Origin of the sequence: Mesorhizobium sp. M1348 (genome assembly GCF_040317925.1) — a bacterium.
GTDB lineage: Bacteria > Pseudomonadota > Alphaproteobacteria > Rhizobiales > Rhizobiaceae > Mesorhizobium.
On the sequence record NZ_JAMYLH010000015.1, the window covers coordinates 34,893 to 61,268 of the forward strand.

At 64.0% G+C, this 26,376-nt stretch carries 19 protein-coding genes; 6 read left to right on the forward strand and 13 right to left on the reverse strand.

Annotated features, from left to right (window positions below):
- The first annotated feature begins 170 nt into the window (after nucleotides 1–170).
- Nucleotides 171–1,685: a phosphomannomutase/phosphoglucomutase gene (locus tag NKH13_RS22615; protein WP_502914303.1), complete on the forward strand. Its 1,515-nt coding sequence runs from the start codon at nucleotides 171–173 to the stop codon at nucleotides 1,683–1,685.
- Nucleotides 1,686–1,702: 17 nt separating this feature from the next.
- The gene (locus tag NKH13_RS22620; RefSeq protein WP_352721228.1) at nucleotides 1,703–3,973 is read left to right on the forward strand and encodes an AGE family epimerase/isomerase; all 2,271 of its coding nucleotides are present in this window, start codon (nucleotides 1,703–1,705) and stop codon (nucleotides 3,971–3,973) included.
- Here the strand turns inward: NKH13_RS22620 and betB are convergent.
- Genes betB through betI form a run of 5 tightly spaced genes read right to left on the reverse strand, consistent with a single transcriptional unit; the run spans nucleotide 3,937 to nucleotide 10,238 of the window.
- Nucleotides 3,937–5,400, reverse strand: a complete 1,464-nt coding sequence (gene betB, locus NKH13_RS22625) for a betaine-aldehyde dehydrogenase (RefSeq protein WP_352914465.1) — start codon at nucleotides 5,398–5,400, stop codon at nucleotides 3,937–3,939. The two genes, NKH13_RS22620 and betB, sit on opposite strands and share 37 nt — an antisense overlap.
- A gap of 58 nt (nucleotides 5,401–5,458) precedes the next feature.
- Nucleotides 5,459–7,111 (reverse strand): choline dehydrogenase, encoded by a 1,653-nt coding sequence (gene betA / locus NKH13_RS22630; protein WP_352914467.1) that lies wholly within the window; start codon nucleotides 7,109–7,111, stop codon nucleotides 5,459–5,461.
- 3 nt (nucleotides 7,112–7,114) lie between these two features.
- Nucleotides 7,115–8,122 carry a threonine/serine dehydratase family protein gene (locus NKH13_RS22635; RefSeq protein ID WP_502908358.1) on the reverse strand — a complete coding sequence of 336 codons (1,008 nt, stop codon included), beginning with the start codon at nucleotides 8,120–8,122 and terminating at the stop codon, nucleotides 7,115–7,117.
- Complete coding sequence (betC, locus tag NKH13_RS22640) at nucleotides 8,122–9,651, reverse strand: choline-sulfatase (protein ID WP_352914473.1); 1,530 nt, start codon at nucleotides 9,649–9,651, stop codon at nucleotides 8,122–8,124. The genes NKH13_RS22635 and betC overlap by 1 nt, the downstream gene beginning before the upstream one ends.
- The gene (gene betI / locus NKH13_RS22645; protein WP_352449081.1) at nucleotides 9,648–10,238 is read right to left on the reverse strand and encodes a choline-binding transcriptional repressor BetI; all 591 of its coding nucleotides are present in this window, start codon (nucleotides 10,236–10,238) and stop codon (nucleotides 9,648–9,650) included. The genes betC and betI overlap by 4 nt, the downstream gene beginning before the upstream one ends.
- Nucleotides 10,239–10,464: 226 nt before the next feature.
- On the opposite strand from betI, the gene NKH13_RS22650 reads away from it, so the two are divergent.
- Nucleotides 10,465–11,631, forward strand: a complete 1,167-nt coding sequence (locus NKH13_RS22650) for an acetyl-CoA acetyltransferase (protein ID WP_352914476.1) — start codon at nucleotides 10,465–10,467, stop codon at nucleotides 11,629–11,631.
- 129 nt (nucleotides 11,632–11,760) lie between these two features.
- On the forward strand, nucleotides 11,761–12,765 hold the full coding sequence (locus tag NKH13_RS22655; RefSeq protein WP_352914479.1) for an asparaginase: 1,005 nt from the start codon (nucleotides 11,761–11,763) through the stop codon (nucleotides 12,763–12,765).
- On the opposite strand, the gene NKH13_RS22660 is transcribed toward NKH13_RS22655, so the two are convergent.
- Nucleotides 12,758–14,134: a TIGR03808 family TAT-translocated repetitive protein gene (locus tag NKH13_RS22660; RefSeq protein WP_352914482.1), complete on the reverse strand. Its 1,377-nt coding sequence runs from the start codon at nucleotides 14,132–14,134 to the stop codon at nucleotides 12,758–12,760. The two genes, NKH13_RS22655 and NKH13_RS22660, sit on opposite strands and share 8 nt — an antisense overlap.
- Before the next feature lie 130 nt (nucleotides 14,135–14,264).
- Here NKH13_RS22660 and NKH13_RS22665 point away from each other — a divergent pair, with 130 nt between their 5' ends.
- The gene (locus NKH13_RS22665) at nucleotides 14,265–14,738 is read left to right on the forward strand and encodes a GreA/GreB family elongation factor (protein ID WP_352468520.1); all 474 of its coding nucleotides are present in this window, start codon (nucleotides 14,265–14,267) and stop codon (nucleotides 14,736–14,738) included.
- On the opposite strand, the gene NKH13_RS22670 is transcribed toward NKH13_RS22665, so the two are convergent.
- The 4 genes from NKH13_RS22670 to NKH13_RS22685 are packed head-to-tail and all read right to left on the reverse strand — an operon-like array spanning nucleotide 14,735 to nucleotide 18,980.
- On the reverse strand, nucleotides 14,735–15,121 hold the full coding sequence (locus NKH13_RS22670; RefSeq protein ID WP_352914485.1) for a type II toxin-antitoxin system death-on-curing family toxin: 387 nt from the start codon (nucleotides 15,119–15,121) through the stop codon (nucleotides 14,735–14,737). The genes NKH13_RS22665 and NKH13_RS22670 overlap by 4 nt on opposite strands.
- Nucleotides 15,118–15,348, reverse strand: a complete 231-nt coding sequence (locus tag NKH13_RS22675) for an AbrB/MazE/SpoVT family DNA-binding domain-containing protein (protein ID WP_352501761.1) — start codon at nucleotides 15,346–15,348, stop codon at nucleotides 15,118–15,120. The genes NKH13_RS22670 and NKH13_RS22675 overlap by 4 nt, the downstream gene beginning before the upstream one ends.
- Before the next feature lie 57 nt (nucleotides 15,349–15,405).
- The gene (gene scpA / locus NKH13_RS22680) at nucleotides 15,406–17,541 is read right to left on the reverse strand and encodes a methylmalonyl-CoA mutase (RefSeq protein ID WP_352914488.1); all 2,136 of its coding nucleotides are present in this window, start codon (nucleotides 17,539–17,541) and stop codon (nucleotides 15,406–15,408) included.
- Nucleotides 17,538–18,980 carry a methylmalonyl-CoA mutase subunit beta gene (locus NKH13_RS22685; RefSeq protein ID WP_352914491.1) on the reverse strand — a complete coding sequence of 481 codons (1,443 nt, stop codon included), beginning with the start codon at nucleotides 18,978–18,980 and terminating at the stop codon, nucleotides 17,538–17,540. The genes scpA and NKH13_RS22685 overlap by 4 nt, the downstream gene beginning before the upstream one ends.
- Before the next feature lie 275 nt (nucleotides 18,981–19,255).
- On the opposite strand from NKH13_RS22685, the gene NKH13_RS22690 reads away from it, so the two are divergent.
- Complete coding sequence (locus tag NKH13_RS22690; protein WP_352914493.1) at nucleotides 19,256–20,788, forward strand: helicase HerA-like C-terminal domain-containing protein; 1,533 nt, start codon at nucleotides 19,256–19,258, stop codon at nucleotides 20,786–20,788.
- A 233-nt stretch (nucleotides 20,789–21,021) separates the two neighbouring features.
- Here NKH13_RS22690 and NKH13_RS22695 read toward each other — a convergent pair whose 3' ends face one another.
- From NKH13_RS22695 to NKH13_RS22705, 3 genes are all read right to left on the reverse strand, one after another.
- On the reverse strand, nucleotides 21,022–21,504 hold the full coding sequence (locus NKH13_RS22695; protein WP_352914496.1) for a hypothetical protein: 483 nt from the start codon (nucleotides 21,502–21,504) through the stop codon (nucleotides 21,022–21,024).
- Nucleotides 21,459–24,962, reverse strand: coding sequence for a hypothetical protein (locus NKH13_RS22700; RefSeq protein WP_352914499.1), 3,504 nt, complete (start codon nucleotides 24,960–24,962; stop codon nucleotides 21,459–21,461). Before NKH13_RS22700 ends, NKH13_RS22695 begins: the two co-directional genes overlap by 46 nt.
- 492 nt (nucleotides 24,963–25,454) lie before the next feature.
- Nucleotides 25,455–26,279, reverse strand: a complete 825-nt coding sequence (locus NKH13_RS22705; RefSeq protein WP_352721255.1) for a L,D-transpeptidase — start codon at nucleotides 26,277–26,279, stop codon at nucleotides 25,455–25,457.
- Nucleotides 26,280–26,376: the final 97 nt, after the last annotated feature.

Sequence of the window (26,376 nt, forward strand, 5' to 3'; positions counted from 1 at the left end):
TACTGCAAGCGCCAATGGCAGCGCTTCGGTCGCATTTCTTTCGCTTTAGCCGCCACGTCATACAGGTTTCAGTTTCCTGTCGCACAAACACGGCTTAAAGGGGCTTCTGGGTAATCGTCCACTTGCCTCGAAGCACCTGATTCAGCCGCCTGGAGTTTGCAGCCTTGTCGATGAAGATCGTTAGCGATGTCAGACCAAACACTTTTAAGTTTGAAACCTCGGCGCTGATCAAGCCGTCCGGGTTTCGCGAATATGATGCGCGCTGGTGGTTCGGCCATCCCGGCTCGAACGAGCCGCCGGAACTCAATCTGATCGGCGTCCAGGCGCTCGGCATGGGGCTCGGCACGCTGATCCGCCGCCTGGGTGCCGGACCCGACATCGTCACCGGTCACGATTTCCGCTCTTATTCGCTTGCCATCAAGCTGGCATTGGTTTCCGGGCTGATGGCGGCCGGCGCACGGGTCAAGGATGTCGGGCTTGCCCTGTCGCCGATGGCTTATTTCGCCCAGTTCGCGCTCGACACGCCCTCCGTCGCCATGGTCACTGCCTCGCACAACGAGAATGGCTGGACCGGCGTCAAGATGGGCGCGGCGCGCCCGCTGACTTTTGGTCCGGAGGAGATGAGCGCGTTGAAGGCGATAGTGCTCTCAGGCGATTTCGACCTTGTCGGTGGTGGCTCCTATGACTTCGTTGCGGATTTCCGCAAAACCTACCTTGACGATCTGACAGCGGGAAAGCGTATCTCGAGGAAGCTCAAGGTGGTGGCCGCCTGCGGCAACGGCACCGCCGGGGCTTTCGCTCCCGAGGCACTGGAAAGGATCGGCTGCGAGGTGATCCCGCTCGACGTCGAGCTCGATCATACGTTTCCCAATTACAATCCCAACCCCGAAGACATGCAGATGCTGCACGCCATTCGCGACAAGGTGCTGGAAACGGGCGCCGATGTCGGGCTCGGTTTCGACGGCGACGGCGATCGCTGCGGCGTGGTCGACAATGAAGGCAACGAGATCTTCGCCGACAAGGTCGGCGTCATGCTGGCGCGCGACATCTCGCACCTCTACCCAGGCTCGACTTTCGTCGTCGACGTCAAGTCGACCGGATTGTTCATGACTGACAAGGTGTTGCGGGAAAATGGCGCGGTCACCGACTATTGGAAAACCGGTCACTCCTATATCAAACGGCGCGTCGCCGAACTCGGCGCCGCCGCCGGTTTCGAAAAATCGGGCCATTTCTTCTTCAATCCGCCGATCGGCCGCGGCTATGACGATGGCCTGGTAACGGCCATCACCATATGCCAGATGCTGGATCGCAGCCCGCAAAGCAGCATGGCCGACCTCTATCGCGATCTGCCGCTAACCTTCGGCACGCCGACCATGTCGCCACACTGCGCCGACGAGCTCAAATACGGCGTCGTCGAGCGCGTCGTAGGCGACTTTCGCAAGATGAAGGACGAGGGCGCGGTCTTCGCCGGCCAGAAGATAGCCGAACTGATCACCGTCAACGGCGTCAGGGTCGTGGCGGAGGATAGTACCTGGGGGCTGGTGCGGGCATCATCGAACAAGCCGGAGCTTGTGGTGGTGGTCGAAAGCCCGGTATCGTCCGAGCGGCGGCGGCAGATGTTCGAAGCCGTCGACGCGGTGCTGCGCCGCAGCCCGGAAGTCGGCGCCTACAATCAGACCTTTTGAACGCGGGGCTTGTTTTCATGACCGAACGGATCGTCAGTTTTGTGATGAGCGGCGGCGTCGGCTCGCGGCTGTGGCCGCTGTCGCGCGAGGACAATCCCAAGCAGTTCCATGATTTCTCCGGCGACGGCTCGATGCTGGCCAAGACGCTGCGGCGGCTGACCGCGCGGCCGGAGGGCGAAACGCCGGTTTTCCTGATTGCGTCGGAAAGGCATGCCGACCGCGTTCATGCCGACATTGCTGGTCACGAGCTTTCCGGCGGCGGCCCGCTATTCGAGCCGACCGGGCGCAACACTGCCGCGGCCGTCGCTTTGGCAAGCCTGCGCACCTTGTCGGAATTCGGCGACAGCCTGGTGCTGGTGGTGCCGTCCGACCATGAGATTGCGACCGCGCAGCAATTCTGGCGGAGCGTCGAGGCCGGCACGGCGGCGGCGCGCGAAGGCAGGCTGGTGGTGTTCGGCATCAAGCCCGCCCAACCCGAGACCGGGTATGGCTACATCGAGGTGGCCGGCGAGCGCGATGGTATCTGCGATGTCTCGCGTTTCGTCGAAAAACCCGATCTCGCCACCGCGCAGAGCTATCTCGAGGCCGGCAATTTCTACTGGAACACCGGCATCTTCCTGTTTCGCGCCAGTGCCATGCGCGACGCGTTCATGGCTTTCCAGCCAGACATCTGGAGCGCCACAGAGGCTGCCTACCAAGCTGCGACATCGGACCTTTCCGGCCTCTACATGCCTCTGGAGCTCTATGCCGCCATCCCATCGACATCGATCGACTATGCGATCATGGAGCGCGCCAGCGGCATCGCCATGGTGCCGGCCGGCTTTCGCTGGAACGATCTCGGCTCCTGGCAATCGCTGCTCGACGTCGGCCCCTCCGACACCCAGGGCAATGTCATCGTCGGCGACGTCGTCGCCATCGATTGCGAGAACTCCTATATCCGCAGCGACGGCCGCCTGCTGTCGGCCATAGGCCTGAAGGACGTCGCCATCGTGTCGACCGCCGACGCCACTTTCGTCGCTCCGGTCAGCCACAGCCAGAACGTCAAGAAGATCGTCGAGCAGCTCGAAAAGAGCGGTCGCCTGGAGACCAGGTTCACGCCCGCCGACGATCGAGTCATCGAAAGCGGCGCCTGGCAGCGCCGCGTTCACCATTGGCTGTTCGAGGAGACGGTGCCGTTATGGTCGACGGTCGGCGTCGACGAGCGCCATGGCGGGTTCCACGAGGCGCTCGGTTTCGATGCCGCCCCGCTGATGAAACCAAAACGCATGCGCACTCAGGCCAGGCAGATTTACGCCTTCGCGGTCGCCAAGGCGCGCGGCTGGAACGGCCCGGCCGATCGGCTGATCAGCCACGGCCTCGAATTCATGGCCAGGCACGGCCGCACCGACAATGGCGGCTGGGTACGCACGCTCAACATCGACGGCACTGTCGCCGACGCCGCCGAGGATGCCTATGACCATTCCTGCGTGCTCCTGGCGCTGGCGCATGCCCATATGTGCGGCAATCCCGATGCGTTGCGGCTTGGCGAGGAGACCTTTGCGTTCATCGACGCGCATCTCGAGGACGAACGCCTGACCGGCTTCCGCGAGACCTCGAGCGGCGAGGGCGAGCGCCGCTCCAACCCGCACATGCATCTGCTCGAGGCATTCCTGGCCTGGCATCAGGCGACGGGCGAGCGCGCCTATCTTCGCCGCGCCGCGCGCATCGTCGATCTGTTTCGCAGCCATTTCTTCGACCCGGAAAGCTGGACGCTGGGTGAGTATTTCGACAATGAATGGCGGCCGGCCCCTGGCGAGAAGGGCACGTGGACCGAACCCGGCCATCATTTCGAATGGGCCTCGCTGCTGGTCGACTTCGCCGGGCGCAGCGGCCAGAGCGGCTTGACCGGCCTTGCCCGGAAGCTTTACGCGTCGGCAATTGCCAATGGCCTCAACCGCGCCACAGGCCTCGCCTACGGCGCGGTCTCGCGGCAAGGGCTGCCGCTCGACCGCGTCTCGCGCAGTTGGCCGCAGGCCGAAGCGATCAAGGCGGCGATCGCGCTGGATGGTTCGGGCGGTCCCGACCTGAAGCCGGAAATCGAGGCGCGTGTCGGCCGGCTGTTCCGCTGGCACATCAATCCGGCACCGCTCGGCCTGTGGATCGACCGCATCGACGAGCGTGGCCGCTCGCTGGCAAGCGAGGTGCCGGCCAGCATCTTCTATCATCTCGTCTGCGCGCTGACGCAGTATCTGGACGGCACCGCCCGCAAGGATCAGTATGGGCTGGCGACGTCCCCCGTCTCGACATAGACCGACTTCAGCTGCGAATAGAGTGCCAGTGCCGCGAGCGAATTCTCGCGGCCGATGCCGGACTGCTTGAAGCCGCCAAAGGGGATTTCGACCGGCGTCAGATTGTAAGCGTTGATCCAGCAGGTACCGGCCTGCAATTCGGCGATGACGCGGTGGGCGCGCTGCAGGTCGCGCGTGAACACGCCGGCGGCGAGGCCGAATTCGGTGTCGTTGGCGCGCTCGACTACCTCGTCCTCGCTGTCGAATTTCAGCACGCTCATGACTGGCCCGAAAATCTCCTCGCGGGCGATGCGCATCGTGTCTGCGACACCGGTGAACACCGTCGGCTCGACGAAGAAGCCGCCCTGGAAGCCCTGCAACGCCGGCACGTTGCCGCCGCAGGCGAGCACCGCGCCATCCTGTTTGCCCGCTTCGATGTAAGAGACCACCTTGTCATGCTGCGCCTTGGAGACCAGCGGCCCCATCTGCGTGTCCGGATCGAGCGGATCGCCGATGCGGATTTTCTTGGTCCGCTCGGTCAGCCTCTCGACGAAACGGTCATGGATGCTGCTCTGCACGAACACCCGCGTGCCATTGGAGCAGATCTGGCCGGTCGAATAGAAATTGCCGAGCATCGCGCCGCCGATGGCGTTTTCGAGGTTGGCGTCTTCGAAGACGATCAGCGGCGACTTGCCGCCGAGCTCCATCGTCGCGTGCTTCATCTTCGAGCCGGCGAGCGACAGCACCTTGCGGCCGGTCGGCACGGAGCCGGTCACCGAGACCTTGGCGACGACCTCATGGCCGACAAGGCCGGCGCCGACATCGCCAAAACCTTGCACGACGTTGAACAGGCCGTCGGGCAGGCCGGCCTCGGTATAGATTTCGGCGAGCGCCAGTGCTGAAAGCGGCGTGTTTTCCGACGGCTTGAACACCATCGCATTGCCCATGGCGAGCGCCGGTGCGGATTTCCAGCCGGCGATCTGGATCGGGTAATTCCAGGCGCCGATGCCGACGCAGACGCCGAGCGCCTCGCGCCTGGTATAGGCAAAGGGTCCGCCGAGATCGACGGCCTCGCCATTAAAGGCGGCGACCGCGCCGCCGAAATATTCCAGGCAGTCGGCCGCCGACGGGGCGTCCGCAACCAGCGTCTCCTGGATAGGCTTACCGGTATCCAGCGTCTCGATGCGCGCCAGATCGGCATTGCGCGCGCGCAAGATGTCGGCGGCGCGGCGCAGGATGCGGCCGCGTTCGACCGGCTTCAGCCGCGCCCAGGCCGGTTGTGCCACACGCGCCGCCTCGATCGCGAGCTCCAGCACGTTCGGCGTCGCCGAGCGCAGCATGGCGATGGTCTCGCCGGTTGCAGGATAGATTACCTGCAGCGGCGCGCCGCGCTCGTCGTCGATATAGCGGCCGTTGACATAATGCGATGCCGTTGGCTGGGCGCGCATGACTGTTCTCCAAATCGTCTTTTCGCGGCATCGGAATATGCGTCCGCCGGATCATGGCCTATCTGTCCGACGCCTGCCAGCGCGGATTGATCCATGGTTCCTGGTTGGACGGTGGCAGCGGCGTACGCCCGAGAATGTGGTCGGCGGCCTTCTCGCCGGTCATGATCGACGGCGCGTTGAGATTGCCGTTGGTGACGCGTGGAAAGATCGAGGAATCGGCGACCCGCAGCCCTTCGACGCCAATGACGCGGCATTCCGGATCGACGACGCTCATCGCATCATCGGCACGGCCCATCTTGCAGGTGCCGCAAGGGTGGTAGGCGCTTTCGGCGTGGTCGCGAATGAAGGCGTCGAGCTCCTCATCCGATTGCACATGCGAGCCCGGCGACAGTTCCTTGCCGCGGTAGGGATCGAAGGCCGCTTGCCCGAAGATCTCGCGGGTCAGCCGGATGCAGTGGCGGAACTCCGTCCAGTCATCCGGATGCGACATGTAGTTGAAGCGGATCACCGGCTTCGACTTGGGATCGGGCGAGCGCAGCGTGACCGAACCGCGCGACTTCGACCGCATCGGCCCGACATGCGCCTGGAAACCATGCGCCTTGGCCGCCGCCTTGCCGTCATAGCGGACCGCGGCCGGGATGAAGTGATACTGGATATCGGGATAGTCGACGCCGGCGCCCGAGCGCACGAAGGCGGCCGCCTCGAAATGATTGGTGGCACCGAGGCCGGATTTGAAGAACAGCCATTGTGCCCCGATCAGCGCCTTCGAGAACGGGTTCAAGACGGAGTTCAGCGTGATCGGCTTTGTCGATTCCTGCTGGATGTAGAGTTCCATATGGTCCTGCAGATTGCGACCGACTCCAGGCCGGTCAGCGATCACCGGAATGCCGTTCTCCCTAAGGTGCTGGCCGGGGCCGATGCCGGACAGCATCAGGATCTTGGGCGAGTTGATCGAGGACGCGGCAACGATCACCTCGCGCCGCGCTCTGACCGCCTGAATCCGTTTGCGCACTTCGATCTCGACGCCGGTGGCGCGTTGATTCTCGATGATTACCCGCCGGGCGAAACCCTTGACCAGGCTGACATTTTTCCGCCTCAGCGCCGGCCTCAGATAGGCGCTCGCGGCCGACCAGCGACGGCCGCCGCGGATGGTCTGCTCCATCGGCCCAAAGCCTTCCTGCTTCGCGCCGTTATAGTCGTCGGTCAGCTCGAAGCCGGCCTGACGGCCTGCCTCGACGAAGGCGCCATAGAGTGGGTTCGTTCTCGAGCCGCGCTGCACAGTAAGCGGGCCGCCATGGCCGCGCCAGCCATCCTCGCCGCCTGCGCTGTCCTCCATGCGCTTGAAATAGGGGAGCACGTCGGCAAAGCCCCAGCCGGCCGCGCCCTGTTCGGCCCAGTGGTCGAAGTCGCGGGCATGGCCGCGCACATAGACCATGCCGTTGATCGACGACGAGCCGCCGATCACCTTGCCGCGCGGCGTCGCCAGCACGCGGCCGCCGAGGTGCGGCTCCGGCTCGCTGACAAAGCCCCAGTCGTAGAGGCTCATATTGAGCGGGATCGACAGCGCCGACGGCATCTGGATTAGCGGCCCGATATCGCTGCCGCCATATTCGATGACGATCACCGAATGCTTGCCGTCCTCCGACAGCCGGTAGGCCATGGCCGAACCGGCCGAGCCGGAGCCGATAATGACGAAATCCGCTTCAAGCATAGTTCATGCGCGTCCATGGTTCATATGGGCAATGAAATCGGCCAGCGAGACGTTGCCGCCGGTTGCCATTACGAGAACGGTCTTGCCGGTCACGTCGACCTTGCCGCCGAGCAACGCCGCCAGCGAAGCAGCGCCGGATGGTTCGAGCACCAGCTTCATCCGCTCGAAGGCGATGCGCATGGCGCGCCGCACCGAAGCATCGTCGACGGTGACGCCGCGAACGCCGGCGGCCTTCACCGCTGCGAACGGCGCGTCGCCGGGCCGCCGCGACATCAGCCCGTCGCAGATCGATTTCGGCCCGATCGGCATGGTTTCGATGGCGCCATGCGCCAACGACGAGCCCATGCCGTCAAAACCTTCCGGCTCCACGCCGATGATCTTCGTGGCTGGCGACAGGTAGTGGAAGGCCAGCGAAACACCGCCGATCAGGCCGCCGCCGCCGACCGAGCAGAACAAGAGATTGGCCTCGGCTTGCTTGGCGGCGAGCTGGTCGAGTGCCTCCAGCCCGGCACCGGCCTGGCCGGCGACGATCTCCGGATCGTCGAACGGGTGCAGCAGCGCCAGGCCTTCGCTCGCGGCGATCTCGCGCGCCTTCGCGGCAGCGACTTCCTCACGCGCGCGCTCGCCATGGTCGGTCAGCACGACACGGGCGCCGTAGCCCGACGTGGCATCGCGTTTGGCGGCAGGCGCGTCGATCGGCATGACGATGGTGACGGGAATGCCAAGCGCTTGGCCTGCCGCCGCCAGCCCTTGCGCGAAATTGCCGGAGGAATAGGCGACGACGCCCATTTTGGCTTCGTCGGGCGACAGCCGCTTCAGCCGCCAATAGGCGCCGCGCACCTTGAACGATCCGGCCCATTGCAGCGACTCGGCCTTGACGAAGACGCGTTCGGCGCCGGTCTCGCGGGCGAGTGCCGCCGATTCCAGCAGCGGCGTGATCTGCGTCGCCTTGGAGGTGACGGCATAGGCCTGCCTGAGATGGTCGACAGAGGGGACGAGACTGTCTGCCATCATTCGCCTCGGGGAAAGCGCTTCTGCTCTTCGAGCAGGTCGAGGTTCATGTGATTGCGCATGTAGCGTTCCGACGCCTTCTGCAGCGGCTGGAACTCCCAGGGATAATGGGTGCCGTTGCGCAGCGCCGGGTAGACCACCCAGCGGCGTGCCTGGCTGGCACGCACCGCGGCATCGAACGCCGCCATGTCCCAGCGCTCCCGCACCTTGTCGGTGAAAGCGGCCACCAAAGCCGCATTGGCCGGATCGGCGGCGAGGTTGGTCAATTCCCGCGGATCCGATTCAAGATCAAACAGTTGCGGCGGGTCGATCTCGCAATGGATGAATTTGTAGCGGCCCCCGCGCATCGCCACCATCGGCGCATTGGAGCCTTCGGCCGCATATTCCATCAGCACCGGCGCGGAGCGTTTCTTTCCGTTTAGCAGCGGCAGCAGCGACTGGCCGTCGGTCCACGGCGCAATCGCGCTGATGTCGATGCCGGCGAGATCGCAAAGCGTCGGCGTCACGTCGAGATTGGAAACCGGCGTCTCGATCAGCCCGGCGTGTATGCTCTTGCCGGCGATCATCAGCGGCACCCGCGCCGAACCCTCGAAAAAGCACATCTTGAACCACAGCCCGCGCTCGCCGAGCATGTCGCCATGGTCCGAGCAGAACAGGATGATCGTGTCGTCGAGCATGCGCGTGCGCTCGAGCACCGACAGCAGCTCGCCGAGCTTGTCGTCGAGATAGGAGACATTGGCGAAATAGCCGCGCCGCGCGCGGCGTATCTGCTCAGTGGTGATGTCGAACCTATCATAGTCGCTGGCGCGGTAGAGCCGCTGCGAATGCGGGTCCTGCCTGTCGTAAGGAATGAAGCCGACCTCAGGCTCGAGCGCCGGGCAATCCTCGTAGAGGTCCCAGTAGCGCCGGCGTGCGACGTAAGGATCGTGCGGATGGGTGAAGGAAACCGTCAAGCACCAGGGCCGATGTGCGGCATCGTCCGAGACGCGGGCAAAATCGTAAAGCTTCTGCACCGCATGGAAGGCGACCTCGTCGTCATATTCCAGCTGGTTCGTGATCTCGGCAGTACCGGCGCCGCTCACCGAGCCGAGATTGTGATACCACCAGTCGATCCGCTCGCCGGGCTTGCGATAGTCCGGCGTCCAGCCGAAATCGGCCGGATAGATGTCGGTGGTCAGCCGCTCCTCGAAACCGTGCAATTGGTCCGGGCCGACGAAATGCATCTTGCCGGAGAGGCAGGTGTGATAGCCGGCAGCGCGCAGATGATGGGCAAATGTCGGGATCGAAGACGCGAATTCGGCGGCGTTGTCGTAGACCCCGGTGCGTGACGGCAACTGGCCGCTCATGAATGCGGCGCGGCCCGGCGCGCAGAGCGGCGAGGCGGTGTAATTGTTGCAAAAACGCGCCGAACGTGTGGCCAGCGCCTTCAGATGCGGCGCGTGCAGGAAGTCCGCCAGCCCATCCGGAAACAGCGTTCCGTTGAGCTGATCGACCATCACGATCAGGATGTTGGGTCGCTTGGATGTCACTGCTTCTGCCGTCCGCTGAGCTTCGTTTCGAGATAGTCCTCGACCAGTGCAATCGCGGTCGCGGCATCGGGGACGCCGTCCTTCAGCGCGCGCCTGATATAGAGCCCGTCGATCAGCGCCGCCGTCGCTTCGGCGACCCGGTCCGCCTCGCTTCTGGGCAGGATGCCGGCCAGCCCGCTGAGCAGATTGGAATGCAGCCGCCGCGCATAGACCTTGAGCAGCCGGCGAAGTGCTGCCGATTTCTGCGCCTCGACGTAGAAGGCGAGCCAGGCGGCGATCGTTTCGGGCTGGAACTGGATGTCGGAGAAATTGACCGCGACCACTGCCGAGACGCGCTGGCGCGCCGTGCCGGCCGCGCGAAGTGCACGGCGTGTATCGGCGGTGAGCTCGCTCAGGATGTGCCGCATCGTCGCCAACAGCAATTCGTCCTTGGCGCCGAAATAATGGTGGGCAAGCGCCGAGGACACGCCGGCGCGCCCGGCGATTTCCGACATCGTCACATCAAGCGAACCGCGCTCGCCGATCGCCGAGATCGTTGCGTCGATGAGCGCCCTGCGGCGCAACGGCTCCATTCCGAGTTTCGGCATTCTTGCTCCGGTCTTGTCATGGCAAGATTATTTTTTATTGACGCATCAATCAACAAAAATCCAGCCTGATTTGCTGGCAAAAGCCAGGCACTATGACCAGATATCAAGATCAAGCGATTGTGCGGTTCTGGCCCCTTCACGACGCCGGGCGGAACGGTTCATGCTTGAACAATGCTGAGGCGCGCCGCAGTATCGCGTAGCCCAGGTCCACAGGATGGAGATCGCCATGACAGCATGCATCGTCGGTTGGGCGCATTCGCGCTTCGGCAAGCTCGAAGGCGAGACGCTGGAGGGCCTGATCACCAAGGTGGCAGTCGAGGCGCTCGACCATGCCGGCATCGGTCCAGATGACGTCGACGAGATCGTGCTCGGCCACTTCAACGCCGGGTTTTCCGCCCAGGATTTCACCGCGAGCCTGGTCCTCCAGGCCGACGACCGGCTGCGCTTCAAGCCGGCGACCCGCGTCGAGAACGCCTGCGCCACCGGCTCGGCGGCGGTCAGGCAAGGCATCCGCGCCATCGACGCCAATGCCGCCCGTATCGTGCTGGTGGTCGGCGCCGAGCAGATGACGACGACGCCCGGTCCCGAGATCGGCAAGAACCTGCTCAAGGCCTCATATCTGCCGGAGGACGGTGACACGCCGGCAGGCTTCGCCGGCGTCTTCGGCAAGATCGCCCAAGCCTATTTCCAGCGCTACGGCGACCAGTCGGATGCGCTGGCGACGATCGCCGCCAAGAACCACAAGAACGGCGTCGACAATCCCTACGCGCAGATGCGCAAGGATTTCGGCTACGAGTTCTGCCGGCAGGAAAGCGAAAAAAACCCCTTCGTCGCCGGTCCGCTGAAGCGCACAGACTGCTCGCTGGTGTCGGACGGCGCCGCCGCACTTGTCCTTGCCGATACGGCCACGGCGCTGAAGATGCGCCGCGCGGTCGCTTTCCGCGCCAATGAGCATGTGCAGGATTTCCTGCCGATGTCGAAGCGCGACATCCTCGCCTTCGAAGGCTGCGAGCAGGCCTGGAACCAGGCGTTGAAGAAGGCGGGCGTGACGCTCGGCGACCTGTCCTTCGTCGAGACGCACGACTGTTTCACCATCGCCGAACTGATCGAGTATGAGGCGATGGGCCTGGCAAAGCCGGGCGAGGGCGCCAAGCTGGCCTTGGATGGCGAGACGGCGAAAGATGGAAGGCTGCCGGTCAATCCGTCGGGCGGGCTGAAGGCCAAGGGCCATCCGATCGGCGCCACCGGTGTATCGATGCATGTGCTGAGCGCCATGCAGCTCGTCGGCGAGGCGGGCGGCATCCAGGTGCCGGGAGCAAAGCTCGGCGGCATCTTCAACATGGGCGGCGCCGCGGTCGCCAACTACGTTTCCATTCTCGACCGGATCAGATAAAAGCGGCCCCGCATTACAGCGCCGCGCGACCGTTCGGGAGCGCAAAGGACGCTGTAACACTTTGATTTTGCGCATGATCCTTTTCGAAATGGATTCCGATTTTCGAGATCATGCGCTAGCGGGGAATTCATGACAAATCCGGTTCTGGTCGAAGTCTTGCGCGGCGCAATCGTCGAGAGCGCGCATCGCGGCGCTGTTGCCGTCTTCGACGCTGACGGCAAGCCTGTCTGGGAGATCGGCGACACGGCACAGCCGGTGTTCCCGCGTTCGGCGGTCAAGGCGATCCAGGCGTTGCCGCTGGTCGAGAGCGGCGCTGCCGATGTCTACGGCTTCGGTGACCGGGAGCTGGCGCTGGCCTGCGCCTCGCATTCCGGCGAGCCGCCACATGTCGAGCTCGCGCGGGCCATGCTGGCGAAGGCCGGCCTGGACGAGGCGGCACTCGAATGCGGCGCGCATTGGCCGTCGAGCCATGGAGCGACGCTGGCGCTTGCCCGCGCCGGCAGCGTGCCGAACGCGCTGCACAACAATTGTTCCGGCAAGCACTCAGGCTTCCTATGCACCTGCGTTCACAGCGGCATCGCCCATCGTGGTTACGTCAAGGCTGGCCATGCTTCGCAGGAGATGGTGCGCGAAGCGATGGAGGCGGTGACCGGCGCTGCCCATGACGCCGATCACCGCGGCACCGACGGCTGCTCGATTCCGACCTATGCCGTGCCGTTGCGCAGCTTTGCCCTTAGCTTTGCCCGCATGGCGACAGGTGCCGGCTTCGAGCCGGTGCGCGCCCGGGCGGCGAAGCGGCTGCTTTCTGCCTGCATGGCCGAGCCGTTTTTCGTCGCCGGCACGGGCAGGTCCGACGTCGCGATGATGGAGGCCGCCCCGGGTCGGATTTTCGTCAAGGGAGGCGCCGAAGGTGTTTTTTGCGCCGCCGTTCCGGAGCTTGGCCTTGGCATCGCGCTGAAATGCGACGATGGCGCCGGCCGCGCCGCTGAAGTGATGGTCGCGGCTGTGCTGGCAAAGCTTTTGCACGCCGACCACGCGCTCGCTGCGAAACTGATCGAACAGGCAAATCCGCCTATCGAAAGCCGGATCGGCGCCAAAGTCGGCGCGCTCCGGCCGACGGCCACCCTCAACTGACGTGGTTGCGCTCGACGGTCAGATGCGCATAGCCGGCATTGCCTGACGCGGCGAGGTCGCCGGTCACCGGCTCGGCCCAGCGCTGGCCGACGATCGCGCCGTTCTGGACCCCGTCGATGACATTGTCGGAAATGATTGCCGTTCCGGCACCTTCGACCACGGTGACGACGATACCGGTCCCCGCCTTGCGGATGATGTTTCCCATGGCGACCACATTGCGCATGAACGGTCCCCAGCCGATCTGCATGCCGTAGAGCGGCGCATTCTCGACGACATTACCGGAAACGGTGCTGTCTGCCTCGACGCTGATGCCGACGCCGAAGCCGGGCGCGTCGGCAGGGTAGGGACCGCTGGTCGACAGATTGCGGACGATGTTGCCGGAGCAGACGCCCATGCGGCCGCCTTCGTTGAAATTGACGATCGAAATACCGTTCGCAGCGCCATCGACGATGTTATTGCCGATGACGGCACCTTCAAAGGAGAATTCGGAATACACGGCCGTTTCGCCCGAGCGCGAGCAGGTATTGCCGGTGATCTGCAAATTGCTGGCACTGTTGGCGCGGATCGCCGAAAACGCGCAGTCCGAAACAATATTGCCGGAGATGATGACATTGCCGGCGCGGAAGGCATTGATGCCATTGCCGTTCTGGCCGGTTCCGCCGCCGCGCGCCTGGATGCGTTCGATCCGGTTGCCGCTGACGATGGTGTTGTCTTCAGCCGCCTGCCAGCGGTGCACGAGGATGCCGCCATTGGCGCAGTCGGAGACGCTATTGCCTGATATTTCCAGGCCATCGGCCTCGACCGAATAGATGCCGGCATCGGCCGCACCGGATATCTCCGAGCGCTCGATGCGGCCCGAGGCGTGTTCGAGCGCCAGACCGTTCTTGCCGCTGTCGGTAAGCTGGCAGTTGTCGACGACCAGATGGGCGATGCGGCGCAGATCGAGCAGGCCATGCGTGTAGTCGCCCATCCAGCGGTTGCTGCCGTCGAACACCAGCCCGCTGAGTTCGATATGCTCGGCCTGTTCGGCCATGATGAGATGGCCATTGCCGCCGTAGACGATCCGCGATGCGCCCGGCACGCCGGACAGGCGCACGCGGCCGGGCAGCGACAGGTTGGAAACGATATAGATCCCCGGCGGCAGGAACACCGGCATGTCGCGGTCGTGCGCGTCGCGCAGCAGCTTGGTGAAGGCCTTGCTCTGGTCGTCAAGCGCGCCGGGCCGGACGCCGAGCTCGCTTGCGTTGATCGCGCTACGCATCGCGGCTTTCTCGATGCCGGGCAGGTTTTTCGCCGCTGCCTTGCCGAGCGAAAGCCCCATGACGGCAAAGCCGGCGGTCTGCGCAAGCAGCGTTCGTCTGTTCAACATCGGCACAGATTCCTTGCGTTCAACGGTCGCGCCGCAGGATTCGTGCCAGACAGGATCGGCCGGATCGGCCCCGACGTCGGTTCGCCGGCTACGGCTTGTGGAGTCGTCGCGTCAGGCATAAGTTCGATAAATGAGCAGGGCCTTCACCCGCGAGGAAGACAGCGAAAACGCCATCGCCGGCATCGGCGAGCGGCCGATCAGCCATCACCGCAATCTGGTGACGGAACGCGGCCTGGCGCTGATCGATGCGGAGGTGGCCGCTCTGCGCGACGAACTGGGCAGAGCCGAAAAGAGGGCCGACCGCGAGCGGATCGCGCTGGTGTCGCGCGATCTTCGCTATTGGACGGCAAGGCGGGAAAGCGCCGAGCTCTCCGTGCCGGAACCGGGTAGCGACCTGGTTCGTTTCGGCATGGGTGTCACCCTGGAAAGCGACGACGGCAAGAAGGTGCACTGGAAGATCGTCGGCGAGGATGAGGCAAATCCCGCCAAGGGGACAATTTCCCATATGTCGCCGATGGCGATGGCGCTGTTCGGCAAGAAGGTCGGCGAAATTGCCGCAGTCAACGGCAAGGAATGGGAGATCGTCAAGCTTTCCGACAGTTAGTCTTCGAGCTTCACCACATGATCGCGGAAGAACGCCGCGGCACCAGCCTCGTCGATTTCGCCGGCGGCGACCATCATGACCAGTTGAATAATGTCCGCCTGCTCGGCTTCGATGCTCAAGCCATTGAAATAAAGGAACAGATCGGCCGCCGCGAAAGCAGTACGCTTATTGCCGTCGACGAATGGATGGTTTTTGGCAATACCGAAAAGGTAGCCGGACGCCAACTCACAGAGATCGGGCTCGCCATAGATTTCCCTCTGCTGCGGCCTGTAGAGCGCCGACTCCAGCATTCCTTCGTCGCGGATGCCCGCTGCGCCGCCGTGGAGGCGCAACTGCTCGGCATGAAGCGCCTCCACGAACTCCCGCGAATGATGCTCGGTCATTTTGCGAGCGCGCGGTAAGCAACCTCGTACTTTTTCATCCGCTCGCGCGCGATCTTCATCTTGCGCTCGAATTCTTCGGCAGTGTCCTCGGTGCGGCGCAGGCGAAGCTCATCGCCTTCCTGAACGATGACGATGCTGTCGCCCGCCTTCAGATTCATGCGATCGAGAATTTCCTTCGGCAGGATCACGCCTTCGGAATTGCCGATCTTGCGAATGGTCGTGTTCATGGTGACATCCTGTTGCAACGCCGATTATAACTCAGCGTGTTTTCGTTGCAACAGACATTATAACAAAGCGTCAGCCCCCTGCAGCAGCCGGTCCATCAGCCGGTCCGCCGCTTCCGGGATGACCGTGCCGGGTGGGAATATTTCAGTGGCGCCTGCCTGCCGGACTGCATCGTAATCCTGCGGCGGGATGACGCCGCCGGCGACGATCAGCATGTCGTCGCGGCCGAGCTTCTTCAGTGCAAGCTTGAGTTCGGGAATGAGCGTCAAATGGCCTGCTGCCAGCGACGACGCGCCGACGACGTGCACGTCATGCTCGACCGCCAGCCTGGCGATCTCGTCCGGCGTCTGGAACATCGGCCCGACGGTGACGTCGAAGCCGAGGTCGGCAAAGGCGGTGGCGATCACTTTCTGGCCGCGATCATGGCCGTCTTGCCCCATCTTGGCGACCAGAATGCGCGGCTTGCCGCCGGACTTCTCCTCGAACGCTACGATCTTGTCCTGCAGCCGGTCGACCACTGGATTGTCGCCGAGCGCGTTGCGGTAGACGCCGGAGATCGTCTGCACCGAGGCGACATGGCGGCCGAAAACCTTTTCCAGCGCCAGCGAAATCTCGCCGACCGTGGCGTTGGCGCGTGCGGCCCGGATGGCGAATTCCAGCAGGTTTTCGTTACTCCCGGCAGCACGGGTCAGCGCATCGAGCGCGCTCTCGACGGCGGCGACGTCACGCGTGCCTTTCAGCCGCTGCAGCTTCGACAATTGCCGTGCCCTGACTTCGGCATTGTCGATCCTTAGTACGTCGACATCGATATCCGTCCCAGGCCGGTGGGCATTGACACCGACCACGATCTGTTCGCCTGAATCGATGCGCGCCTGGGTGCGCGCGGCAGCCTCTTCGATGCGCAGCTTCGGTAGGCCCTTTTCGATCGCCGCGGCCATGCCGCCGAGGCTCTCGACCTCCTCGATATGCGCAAGCGCACGCGCCGCCAGATCATGCGTCAGCCGTTCGAGATAGGCGGAGCCGCCCCACGGATCGATGATGCGCGTCGTGCCGGATTCCTTCTGCAGGATGAGCTGTGTGTTGCGGGCGATGCGGGCCGAATGGTCGGTCGGCAGCGCCATTGCCTCGTCGAAGGAATTGGTGTGCAGCGACTGCGTATGCCCTTGAGTCGCCGCCATCGCCTCGATCATGGTGCGGATGATGTTGTTGTAGGGATCCTGCGCCGTCAGCGACCAGCCCGAAGTCTGGCAATGGGTGCGCAGTGACAGCGAGCGCTCGTCCTTCGGCGAAAAGTTCTTCAGCATCAGGCTGGCCCACAAAAGGCGCGCTGCTCTCAGCTTCGCGACTTCCATGAAGAAATTCATGCCGATCGCCCAGAAGAAGGAAAGGCGCGGCGCGAAACGGTCGATGTCGAGGCCGGCCGCGACGCCGGCGCGGGCATATTCGATACCGTCGGCAATCGTGTAGGCGAGTTCAAGGTCCGCCGTCGCTCCCGCCTCCTGCATGTGGTAGCCGGAGATCGAGATCGAATTGAACTTCGGCATGTGCTTCGACGTGTAGGAAAAAATGTCCGACACGATCCGCATCGAAGGTTTTGGCGGATAGATGTAGGTGTTGCGCACCATGAACTCTTTCAGGATGTCGTTCTGAATGGTCCCAGTGAGGTCCTTCTGCGCAACGCCCTGTTCCTCCGCCGCGACGATATAGAGCGCCATGATCGGCAGCACCGCGCCGTTCATCGTCATCGATACCGTCATCTCGTTAAGCGGGATGCCATCGAACAGCTGGCGCATGTCGAGAATGGAATCGATGGCGACGCCGGCCATGCCGACATCGCCGGCGACGCGCGGATGGTCGCTGTCGTAGCCGCGATGCGTGGCGAGATCGAAGGCGACCGACAGGCCTTTCTGGCCGGCGGCAAGGTTGCGCCGGTAGAAGGCGTTGGATTCCTCTGCCGTCGAGAAGCCGGCATATTGCCGGATCGTCCAGGGTTGCTGGACATACATCGTCGGATAGGGGCCGCGCACGAAGGGCGGCAGGCCCGGATAGGTATCGAGATGCGGCAAGCCCTTGAGATCGCCCTGGTTGTAGAGATGCTTGACGGCGATGCCTTCCGGCGTCATCCGCTGACCTTTGACCTCGACCGGCACCCGCCGCGGCGGCGACCAGCCGATCTGGCTGAAATCCGGGATCATGGTACGGCTCCGATCGACTGATCGATGCGGATCGGAAACAGCGGCTCGCACACCGCAACGCCTTCGGTGAAGGCAGGCCGCCGCTCCGCCGCCAGCGTCTCGACAGGACGCTCGGTTTTCGAGGGGTGCAGCGTCGTGCCGACGATCGCCCGTTCGCCCGCCTGGTAGGCTGCGTTGCGGCGGGCGGAAGCTGCCTGGACGCGTCTCTGGATGTGGCCTTGTTCGAGGCTGGACAGCACGCCGCCTTCCGCCTCGATCTGCTGGAACTCCTGCCAGGCCGCCGCGCAGAGCTCCGCAGTCAGCGCTTCGACGGCGCCCGAACCGCAAGCCGGATCGGCGACGTGGTCGATGTGGCCCTCATTGGCCATGATCAGTTGCGCGTTGCGGGCAACGCGGCGGGCAAAACTCGCAGGCAGGCCGTGCGCGATCGTGTGCGGCAGGATGGCGATCGAATCCGCGCCGCCGGCGGCAGCCGCAAAAGCGGCAATGGTGGTGCGCAGGATGTTGGTTTCCGGGTCGGCCGCCGTCATCATCTGGAAGGAAGTTTCGGCATGGATGCTGGCGGTGGAGGGCGGTATCGAGCAGGCCTCCTGGACACGCGCCCACAGCCTGCGCAACGCCCTGACCTTGGCCATCGACACGAACTGGTCCTGGTCGACGCTCAGCGCAAAGCCGATATGCGGCGCCGCATAGACAAGCGGCTGGCGCGCCTTCTCGAACAGCCTCAGATAGGAGACGGCCGACGCGAGCATGGTGCCAAGCTCCTGCGCCTCGGTGGCGCCGGCATTGTGGAATACCCGCCCGTCCGCTTCCAGCAGGACACCGGGCACACCCATCGAAAAGAAATGCGCCAGCGACTGCGGCATCGAAGCCTGCAAAGCCTCGATCGACATGCGCAGCCTACCGGTCCCGGCAAAGATCGCCGCCGGATCGATGCCGAAGGAGAGATTGAGCTTTGCCGGGTCGGAGCGGCGCTTGGTCAAAAACGCCACCAGCCAGTCGGCCACGGCGCGGCTCCAGGGATGGGCGTCGATGCGGATCTGGATGCGGTTGAGCGGCACGCCGTCGAGTACACCCTCCAGCGCCTCCGCCGTCCTCGGCAAGCCGTAGCCGAAGGCGTTCGGCGCACCTTCGAAGACAAGCGACAGTCCGGTAGCACCCTGCGCGACGTCTTCCAGCGCCTGCGCACTGGCGCGGCCTATGTCCGGATCGTCGATACGCTGGCTGACGATCCACGGTGATTCCGGGTTGGCGCGCACGACAGGCTCGGCGGTTACCGAACGCTCGTAGAGCGGCTCGATGCGGATGGCGTCGTCCGTATGCGAGACGAGCTTTTCCTCGAAGGACCCGCCGGCCAGCGCCTTCTCTGCCAGCGCCAGCCATCGTTGCCGGTCGACGTTCGGAAGTTCGGCATCCTGGGTCAAGGCACCGGCGCCCATCGGTTCTCCTCGTTCTAGCGGCCGCAGCGGCCGACTATGTCAGTCTACGGTCCCCGGCCCGATATCACAATGCAGCACACATGCCGTGCAACACGCCTTCCGTGATGGTGACCGTCAACCGATTGCCAAACATGGGCAGGTTCCGCAAGCTCCAAAAGCCATTTTCGACGACGCCCATTGTCGCTGTGCAATGGCCTCACTATACCTGCGGCGGGGCTCCCTTTTCTTCAAGGGATCAGGGCATTCAACCCTATAGGTTTGCGGAGACCGGACACATGGCCGACGACACCAGTATCTTCATAGGAGCCAGCCGCAAGCCGGACGACAGCTATCAGCGGCCCGAACGGCTTTTGCTGCAATATGGAAATCGTCACGGCCTGGTCACCGGCGCGACCGGCACCGGCAAGACGGTGACCCTGCAAATATTGGCCGAGGGTTTCTCCAATGCCGGCGTGCCGGTATTCTGCGCCGACATCAAGGGCGACCTGTCGGGTATCGCCATGATGGGCACAACGCAGGATTTCCTGGTCAAGCGGGCCGAGCAGGTCAAGCTCGATCCCTATGAGTTCCAGGAATTCCCGGTCATCTTCTGGGATCTGTTCGGCGAGCAGGGCCACCCGATCCGCGCCACCATCTCGGAGATGGGGCCGCTGCTTCTGTCGCGGCTGATGAACCTTTCCGAGGCACAGGAAGGCATTATGAACATCGTCTTCCGCATCGCCGACGAGGAAGGCCTTTTGCTGCTCGACTTGAAGGACCTGCAGTCACTGCTTGCCAACATCGCCGACCGCGCCGAAGAGATCGGCGCCCGCTACGGCAATGTGACGAAACCTTCGGTCGGCGCCATCCAGCGCACGCTGCTGGTCCTGGAGCAGCAGGGCGCTGCCAATTTCTTCGGCGAGCCGGCATTGCGGATCGCCGACATCATGCGCACCACGCGCGATGGACGCGGCGCCATCAGCGTGCTCGCCGCCGACAAGCTGATGATGAATCCGCGGCTCTATGCGACGTTCCTTCTGTGGCTGATGTCGGAACTGTTCGAGGAACTGCCCGAGGTCGGCGACCCGGACAAGCCGAAGCTGGTCTTTTTCTTCGACGAGGCGCACCTTCTGTTCGACGACGCGCCGAAGGTGCTGGTCGACCGGGTCGAACAGGTGGTCCGGCTGATCCGCTCGAAGGGCGTCGGCGTTTATTTCGTCACGCAAAATCCGCTGGATATCCCTGAAACGGTGCTGGCCCAGTTGGGCAACCGCGTGCAGCACGCACTTCGTGCCTATACGCCGCGCGAACAGAAGGCCGTCAAGACAGCGGCCGAGACGTTCAGGCCCAATCCCGATTTCGACTGCGCAACCGTGATCACGCAGCTCGGCACCGGCGAGGCGCTGGTCTCGACGCTGGAAGCCAAGGGCGTGCCGTCCATGGTACAGCGGACGCTGATCCGCCCGCCATCGTCGCGCCTTGGCCCGATCACGCCCGAAGAGCGCCGCAAGCTGATCACTGAGAGCCCGGTTGCGGGACAATACGACCAGACCGTCGACCGCGAATCGGCTTTCGAGATGCTGCAGAAAAAGGCCAAGGACGCCCAGGAGGCGCAAGCGCAGCAGCAGGAGAGCGGCCGTTCGCGCTGGACCATTCCCGGCTTCGGCAACGACGATCCCCAGCCGACCGGCGGCCGCCGCGCGCCGCGGCCCTCCAACCGCCAGACGGTGGCGGAGGCGGCGATCAAATCCGTCGTGCGCTCGGTCGGCTCGTCGGTCGGACGAGCGATCGTGCGGGGTATTCTGGGGAGTTTGGCCAGGGGGCGATGAGGCAGGGCGAAGGTCAGCTTCGCGCCAGGAGCGGTCATTGCCGCGCAGATCACTCTAAATTCGCATTTGGGGCGAGACCAAAATGGCAGCTTTACATAAAAAAGGGAGAAGCAGACGCACGTCCATCATCTCACCATGACTTCCCGTACAAGAGCCCGGCGCGGTAGAAATGATTTGTTTGGTAGCAGGTCGCCTTCGACCTATCGCTGCCGCGCCGGAAGGCAGAAGCTCAGCTAGACAATCTGGTTGACCTTCCATCCGACGAGATAGAGAATGTCGAACGTCCCCTTGATCGCCTGCTGTCCGCCGACAACGACCTTGGCCGCCATTTTCAGAGTAGCCGAGATGCCGAGGCTGACCAGCTTCTCCAGTTCGGCCGAGCCCTTGAGTTCGCGCGCCAGATCGCCGGAAAGCTCGCCGCTTTCATTGACCTGGAGCGTGATCTCGATCGATTTCTTCTCGATCTCGGCGATCCCGCGAAGGCGGATGACGCTCGACCCTTGCGGGAATTTGAGGTCGTCCACATTCGAGTCCAGCTCCACGGGGAAATTGTTCGCAACCGAGCGCAGCGGGAGCTGGTAGGTCTTTTCCTTGAGCGCGAAGCCGTCGATGTCGAGTCCGGGGATGTTGACGGAAAATTGATCGGTGAACGGCTCGATCTCCGTCGCGATCATCGAGATGCCGACCGTTCGGCCCTGAGCACGATATTGTCCCATTTGACGATCTGGTTCGACGCGAACGGGGTTGGGTTGAGCAGCGTCGACTCCTCGCCCGCCACGAAGACCTCGCCCACATAGGACGCCTTCATCGGCTTCTTGGTGATCTCTTTGCCCTGCCATTCGGAGTTAAGCGATACGGTCCATTTCTTGCCCTTGGCCCAGTCATTCTCGATGACCTGCTTGCGGACGATGGCCTGCTGTGCCGGCGGCAGGAAGCCGGTCGCGGCCTTGAGCTTCTTGGTGCCGTTATCGATCTGATCGCTCTCCACTTGCTGGGGGGTGCGCGCGGGGGGTTCAGGACGAGGGGTAGGCTGGCTGGGCGGTGGCGCCGGCGGACCCGAAGGCGTCGCGCCCGCGCCTGGCGCTGCCCCGCCACCGCCTGGACCGCCTCCGCCCCCGACCGCCGCCTTTTGCGCCTGCACCGCCGCCTCGGCGATCTTCACGCTGTTGTCGGACAGGGTCTTGAGGAGGTCGGCGACCTGCGCCTGGCCAGACATGTCGCGGAAGATGTTGGCGGTGGCGAGCACGCCCAGCGCCGCGCCGAGGCCGGCCGGATCGGGCGCAGGCGACGGATTGACGATGTTGACGAGCGACTGTGGAAAGGCGGTCGGCACCACGCCCGCGTCCTGCGGGCTTGGCGTGACGGGGGTGACCGGCGCTATCTCCGGCGCCTGGATCGGGATCGGGTGCTCGTCCCATTTCCAGAAGCGGGTGTTGTCGATCTCTTCCGAGACGTTGCAATGGCCCAGCTTGCCTTCGGCGAAGACTCCGCGGGTCGGCAGGGTGATCAGCCGCTCCGACTTGGCTGTGGCGAGCGGCAATCGCTCGATCACCGAAGCCCGGTCGGCATCGCTCATCGCGGCCAGCTGGTCCGCGGCGCGCTGGCGCTGCGCGGGGTCGGTGCCGTTCAGCGCCGCGGCGATATCGACCACCAGAGTGTCGTCGATGCCCGACAGGGGCTTGACCAGCGGATAGGCGACATAGCTGCCGAACACTTCGAGCGGGATCGGCTCGACGTGATCGTCCATCGTCGTGGGGGCCCAGGGCACGGCTTCGAACTGGCGGGCTATCGCGTTCACGTCGGTGCCGAGCTGCACGGCCGAGGCGTAGTGGTCGAGGTGCCCCACGACATGGTCCTTGAGCCGCTTGATCTGGTACGATTCCTCCAGCGACAAGCTGCGGTCGGGTGACAGGACGGGACCGATCGGCGGGGGCGGTGGACCTGGGCGCTTGATATCGGAAAAGGCCTGGGACCCGGGTTCGGAATCGTCGATGAACAGGTTTACATCGTTCTTCCCGGGGGGCGTCAGGTCCACGACAAAGCCGAAGCGGTCCCATGCCCTGATCGAGAGGGCGTCAATCCGCCATGAACTGTCATCTCCCCACTTCTCGAATTGAAAACCGATCACCTGCGCCCACGGGATTCGAAGCGAAGGCCCGTCCACGGCCTGGCCGGCCAGCTTGAGGAACGTGAACTGTTCCTGGTCGGTGTCCATACGCTCGCCGCTGTTGATGTTGTGCGCGGCATAGTCCGGCCCGGCGTCGCTCGATCCCTTGTAGACGTAGTGCAGCTCGTGCAGCTTGCTGCGCGCATGGTCGTCGGCCGTGATCACGTAGACGGTGATGTTCTCGGTAGCTTGTTCGCTGGACCAGATGCCGATCTGGAACAGCTCCAGCTCGACGTTCCCCTCCCACCACGGATCGGGCGGATCGAAGTTGGGATCGATCTTCTGGACGACTTGGTGGTTGGCGATCGCATCGCGTTTCTCGATCGCGTCGAACCCGGCCTTCAGGGTCGGATCGAGCAGCGCCGGTTCGAGCAGGTGGCGATGCTTGACCAGGGCCGCCTCGTCCAGCGCCGCCAACCGCTCGGGAAGCTTGGCCAGCACGGCCGGACGCCGCCGCACCCATTCCACTGTCACCCGGTAGTGTCGGAGCACTTCGTAGTAGAGCACGGTCAGCGTGTGGCTGTGGTTGTAATTGGAGAAGGTGCGGGTCTGGATGCTCTCCTTCTCCTCCTGCCGCGCCTGGATCACCACGGTCGAATTGAGCTCGCGTTGGGCCGAGCTGGCCTGGGTGAAACTGTCATTGACCCGCTGGACGTTCTCCGCGGCCAGATCGCGGCTGCCCGAGCTGGTCGCGGTCGATCCGCCCAGACTCCAGGTATTACCCACCGCCGCGCCAAGCCCCAGCCCGCCGGTGCCCGCGCCACCGCTGGCGCCCGAGGACCCCGCCGCGCCGCCCATGAAGGAGGAGCCTTTCTGGAGTTCCTTCAGCCCGGCCTTGACCGTTTCCGTGATTGTTCGGTCGCGGTGCGTCTGGTGTAGCACTTCTTCGGTGAGGCTGGTGGTCTCGTCGCGCTTGGCGAGGCTGTCCCATGACCAGTCGAGAACCGCGAGCCGGACCGTCTCGCCCGGCGCCAGTGGCAGGCTGTAGAGAATCTCGCCGAGCGAATGGCCGAGCGCGTACCAGGAGACCTTATACTCATCGACATAAGCGGCCCGATACCCCGCCTGGGCCGGCAGTCCGAACCCGGCCGGCGCGTCGGTGAGGCGCACCACCTGGCGCAGCACGAATTGCTGGAGCGCGAGGCTGGCCGGAAACAACTCCTCGCATCCGCCTTCGCCGACCAGCGACTTGGGGCTGGCAGCGAACGAAGCGGGCGACAGCCGCCAATCTGTCAGACCCGGATTCTGGAGCGCGCGCGGGCCCATATTGGCGATGGCAGGCGGGAGCGTGTGCCACACCATGGTGATGCGGGCGACGATCGCGTCGAGAGCGAACCGCGCCTGCGCCAGCACTTCGTGGCGGCCGGACTCGCCATAGGGGTAGACCCAGACTGCGAGCTTGAGGACCGCATCGGGATCGTCCCGCCGCGCCGCGATCGCCTCGGCCAGCAGCAGCTTCACTTGGGGCCGCAGCCGGGTGAGGTCGAACGAAGCATAGCCGACATGATCGGTGGTGAGCACGCCGAGCGGCTCGGCCCAGATCGGGGCGGTTTCTTTGGGACTATCTGCCAGCGCGAGATCGAAGCGCGGCGCGAACTCGCGGATCGATGCGAGCAGCAGCCCGGGCAACCGCGCCGGATCGATAGCGGCCATGTTCGCGGCGCTGTCATCGCGCAGCACGTCCTTGAAGACCTGCTCGAACAGCTCCCGGGTCTTTTCGAGGTCGAATAGAGACGCCAGGCTGGCATCGGTTAGCGCCTGGCCGAGCGCGGAGAGGGCGGCGGCCTCGACCCGGTCCCGGACCGCGCCGGTCGCGCTCGGATCGGTAGCGTTCAGGGCCGCGCGGATCGGTTCCCGCAGCCTTTCGTCGGCTGGCGCGCGCGGCGGCAAGATACGTGGCACCGCGATCTCGGCATAGAGAGGCAGTCGCTGGACTGGATTCCCGTTCTCCGGGTCAGTGACGAAAATGGCGAGATGGGTCGGTGGTAACGGCGCAAGCGACGGCATCGGATAATCCCCCTCAGTGATTTCCGCTCGCGAGACGTACCACATCTGGCGACGTGCTCACATTGCAAAAAGACGCAGTGCAGCAAATAAATCAGCCCTGAAAATAGTTATATCGGTCGCCGTATTCTAAAACTGGGGATGGGTTCTCTACTTGGTATTCGTGCCATTCCGATGGTCGCGCCAGTAACGAGCCGCCCTAGACGCGTGGCTGGTCGTGTGTAAGGTACGTTCCTGTCGGAGTGTTTCTTGAATCGAAGGCGGTCCGCGACCGAATCTTTGAAACCGCGAACGAGACCGGCCGCTTTCCGGCAATCGCCTTTGGCCCCTATGTCGGAGCGATTGCGGCGCAGATCTGCCGTTGGCACGCTGACGGTGGACGTCGCGTTCGGTCATAGATTACCGCATAGCGCAAAAGGTTCTTGGTTAGGCAGCTATCTGACCGGAAGCCAGCCAGAGCGGCGAAAGCCCGCCGCCCCTGCGCTTTCGACCAGCTCAGAAGATCGAATTTGTGATCGATTTTATCGGGCCGAGCAGGATCGATCCTTCCGGCACGCCGGCGTCGATCGGAATGGCTTTGCGGTTTGCTGTCGCCACCATCGGCTGGCCGATATCGGCCGTCACCACGACCGGGGTCTTGTTCGGCACACGATCGTAGAGATCGATAATGTCCTGGTTCATCAGGCGAACACAGCCGGACGACACCGACTTGCCGATCGACCTCCATTCCGGCGAACCATGCAAGCGGTAGAGCGTGTCCTGGTTGCCCTGGAAGAGATAGAGCGCCCGCGCGCCTAGCGGGTTCTTGAGCCCCCCCGGCATGCCGCCATTATCGGCGCTGTACGGCTTCAACTCCGGCTGCCGCGCTATCATTTCGTCTGGCGGCGTCCATTTCGGCCATTTCTGCTTCCATTGGACCACGGCATCGCCCGACCATTCGAAGCCGGCGCGGCCGAGCCCAACGCCATAGCGGATCGCCTGGCCGCCCGGGCGCACCAGATAGAGGAAGTGATTGGTCGTGTCGACGACGATGGTGCCCGGCTGCTGGCCGGTCGGATCGTCAACGATCTGGCGCAGGAACTGCGGGTCGATCTTGTCGACCGGTATGGCCGGCAGCTCGAAGCCGCCATCCGACATCGGCCCATACATCGTCAGATAGTCGCCGAGCGCCGGCTCGACATAGGTCGGCGGCGGTGGCTCGGCCGGCTGTTGCGACAGCGTAGTGCAACTGGAGACCGCGACCGAGGCGGCGCCAAGGGCTGCGGCGTTGAGGAAACCGCGACGGCTCAGGCGCAGAGAGGACGATGGGGGTGTGAACATGATTGCCTTTTTTAAGTCTCAAATCGCAACAAAGCATAAATGCGTCCGGTTGCGCGCAGGTGCTCGAGCACTGCCCGGCGCGATAGGCGGTTCCAAT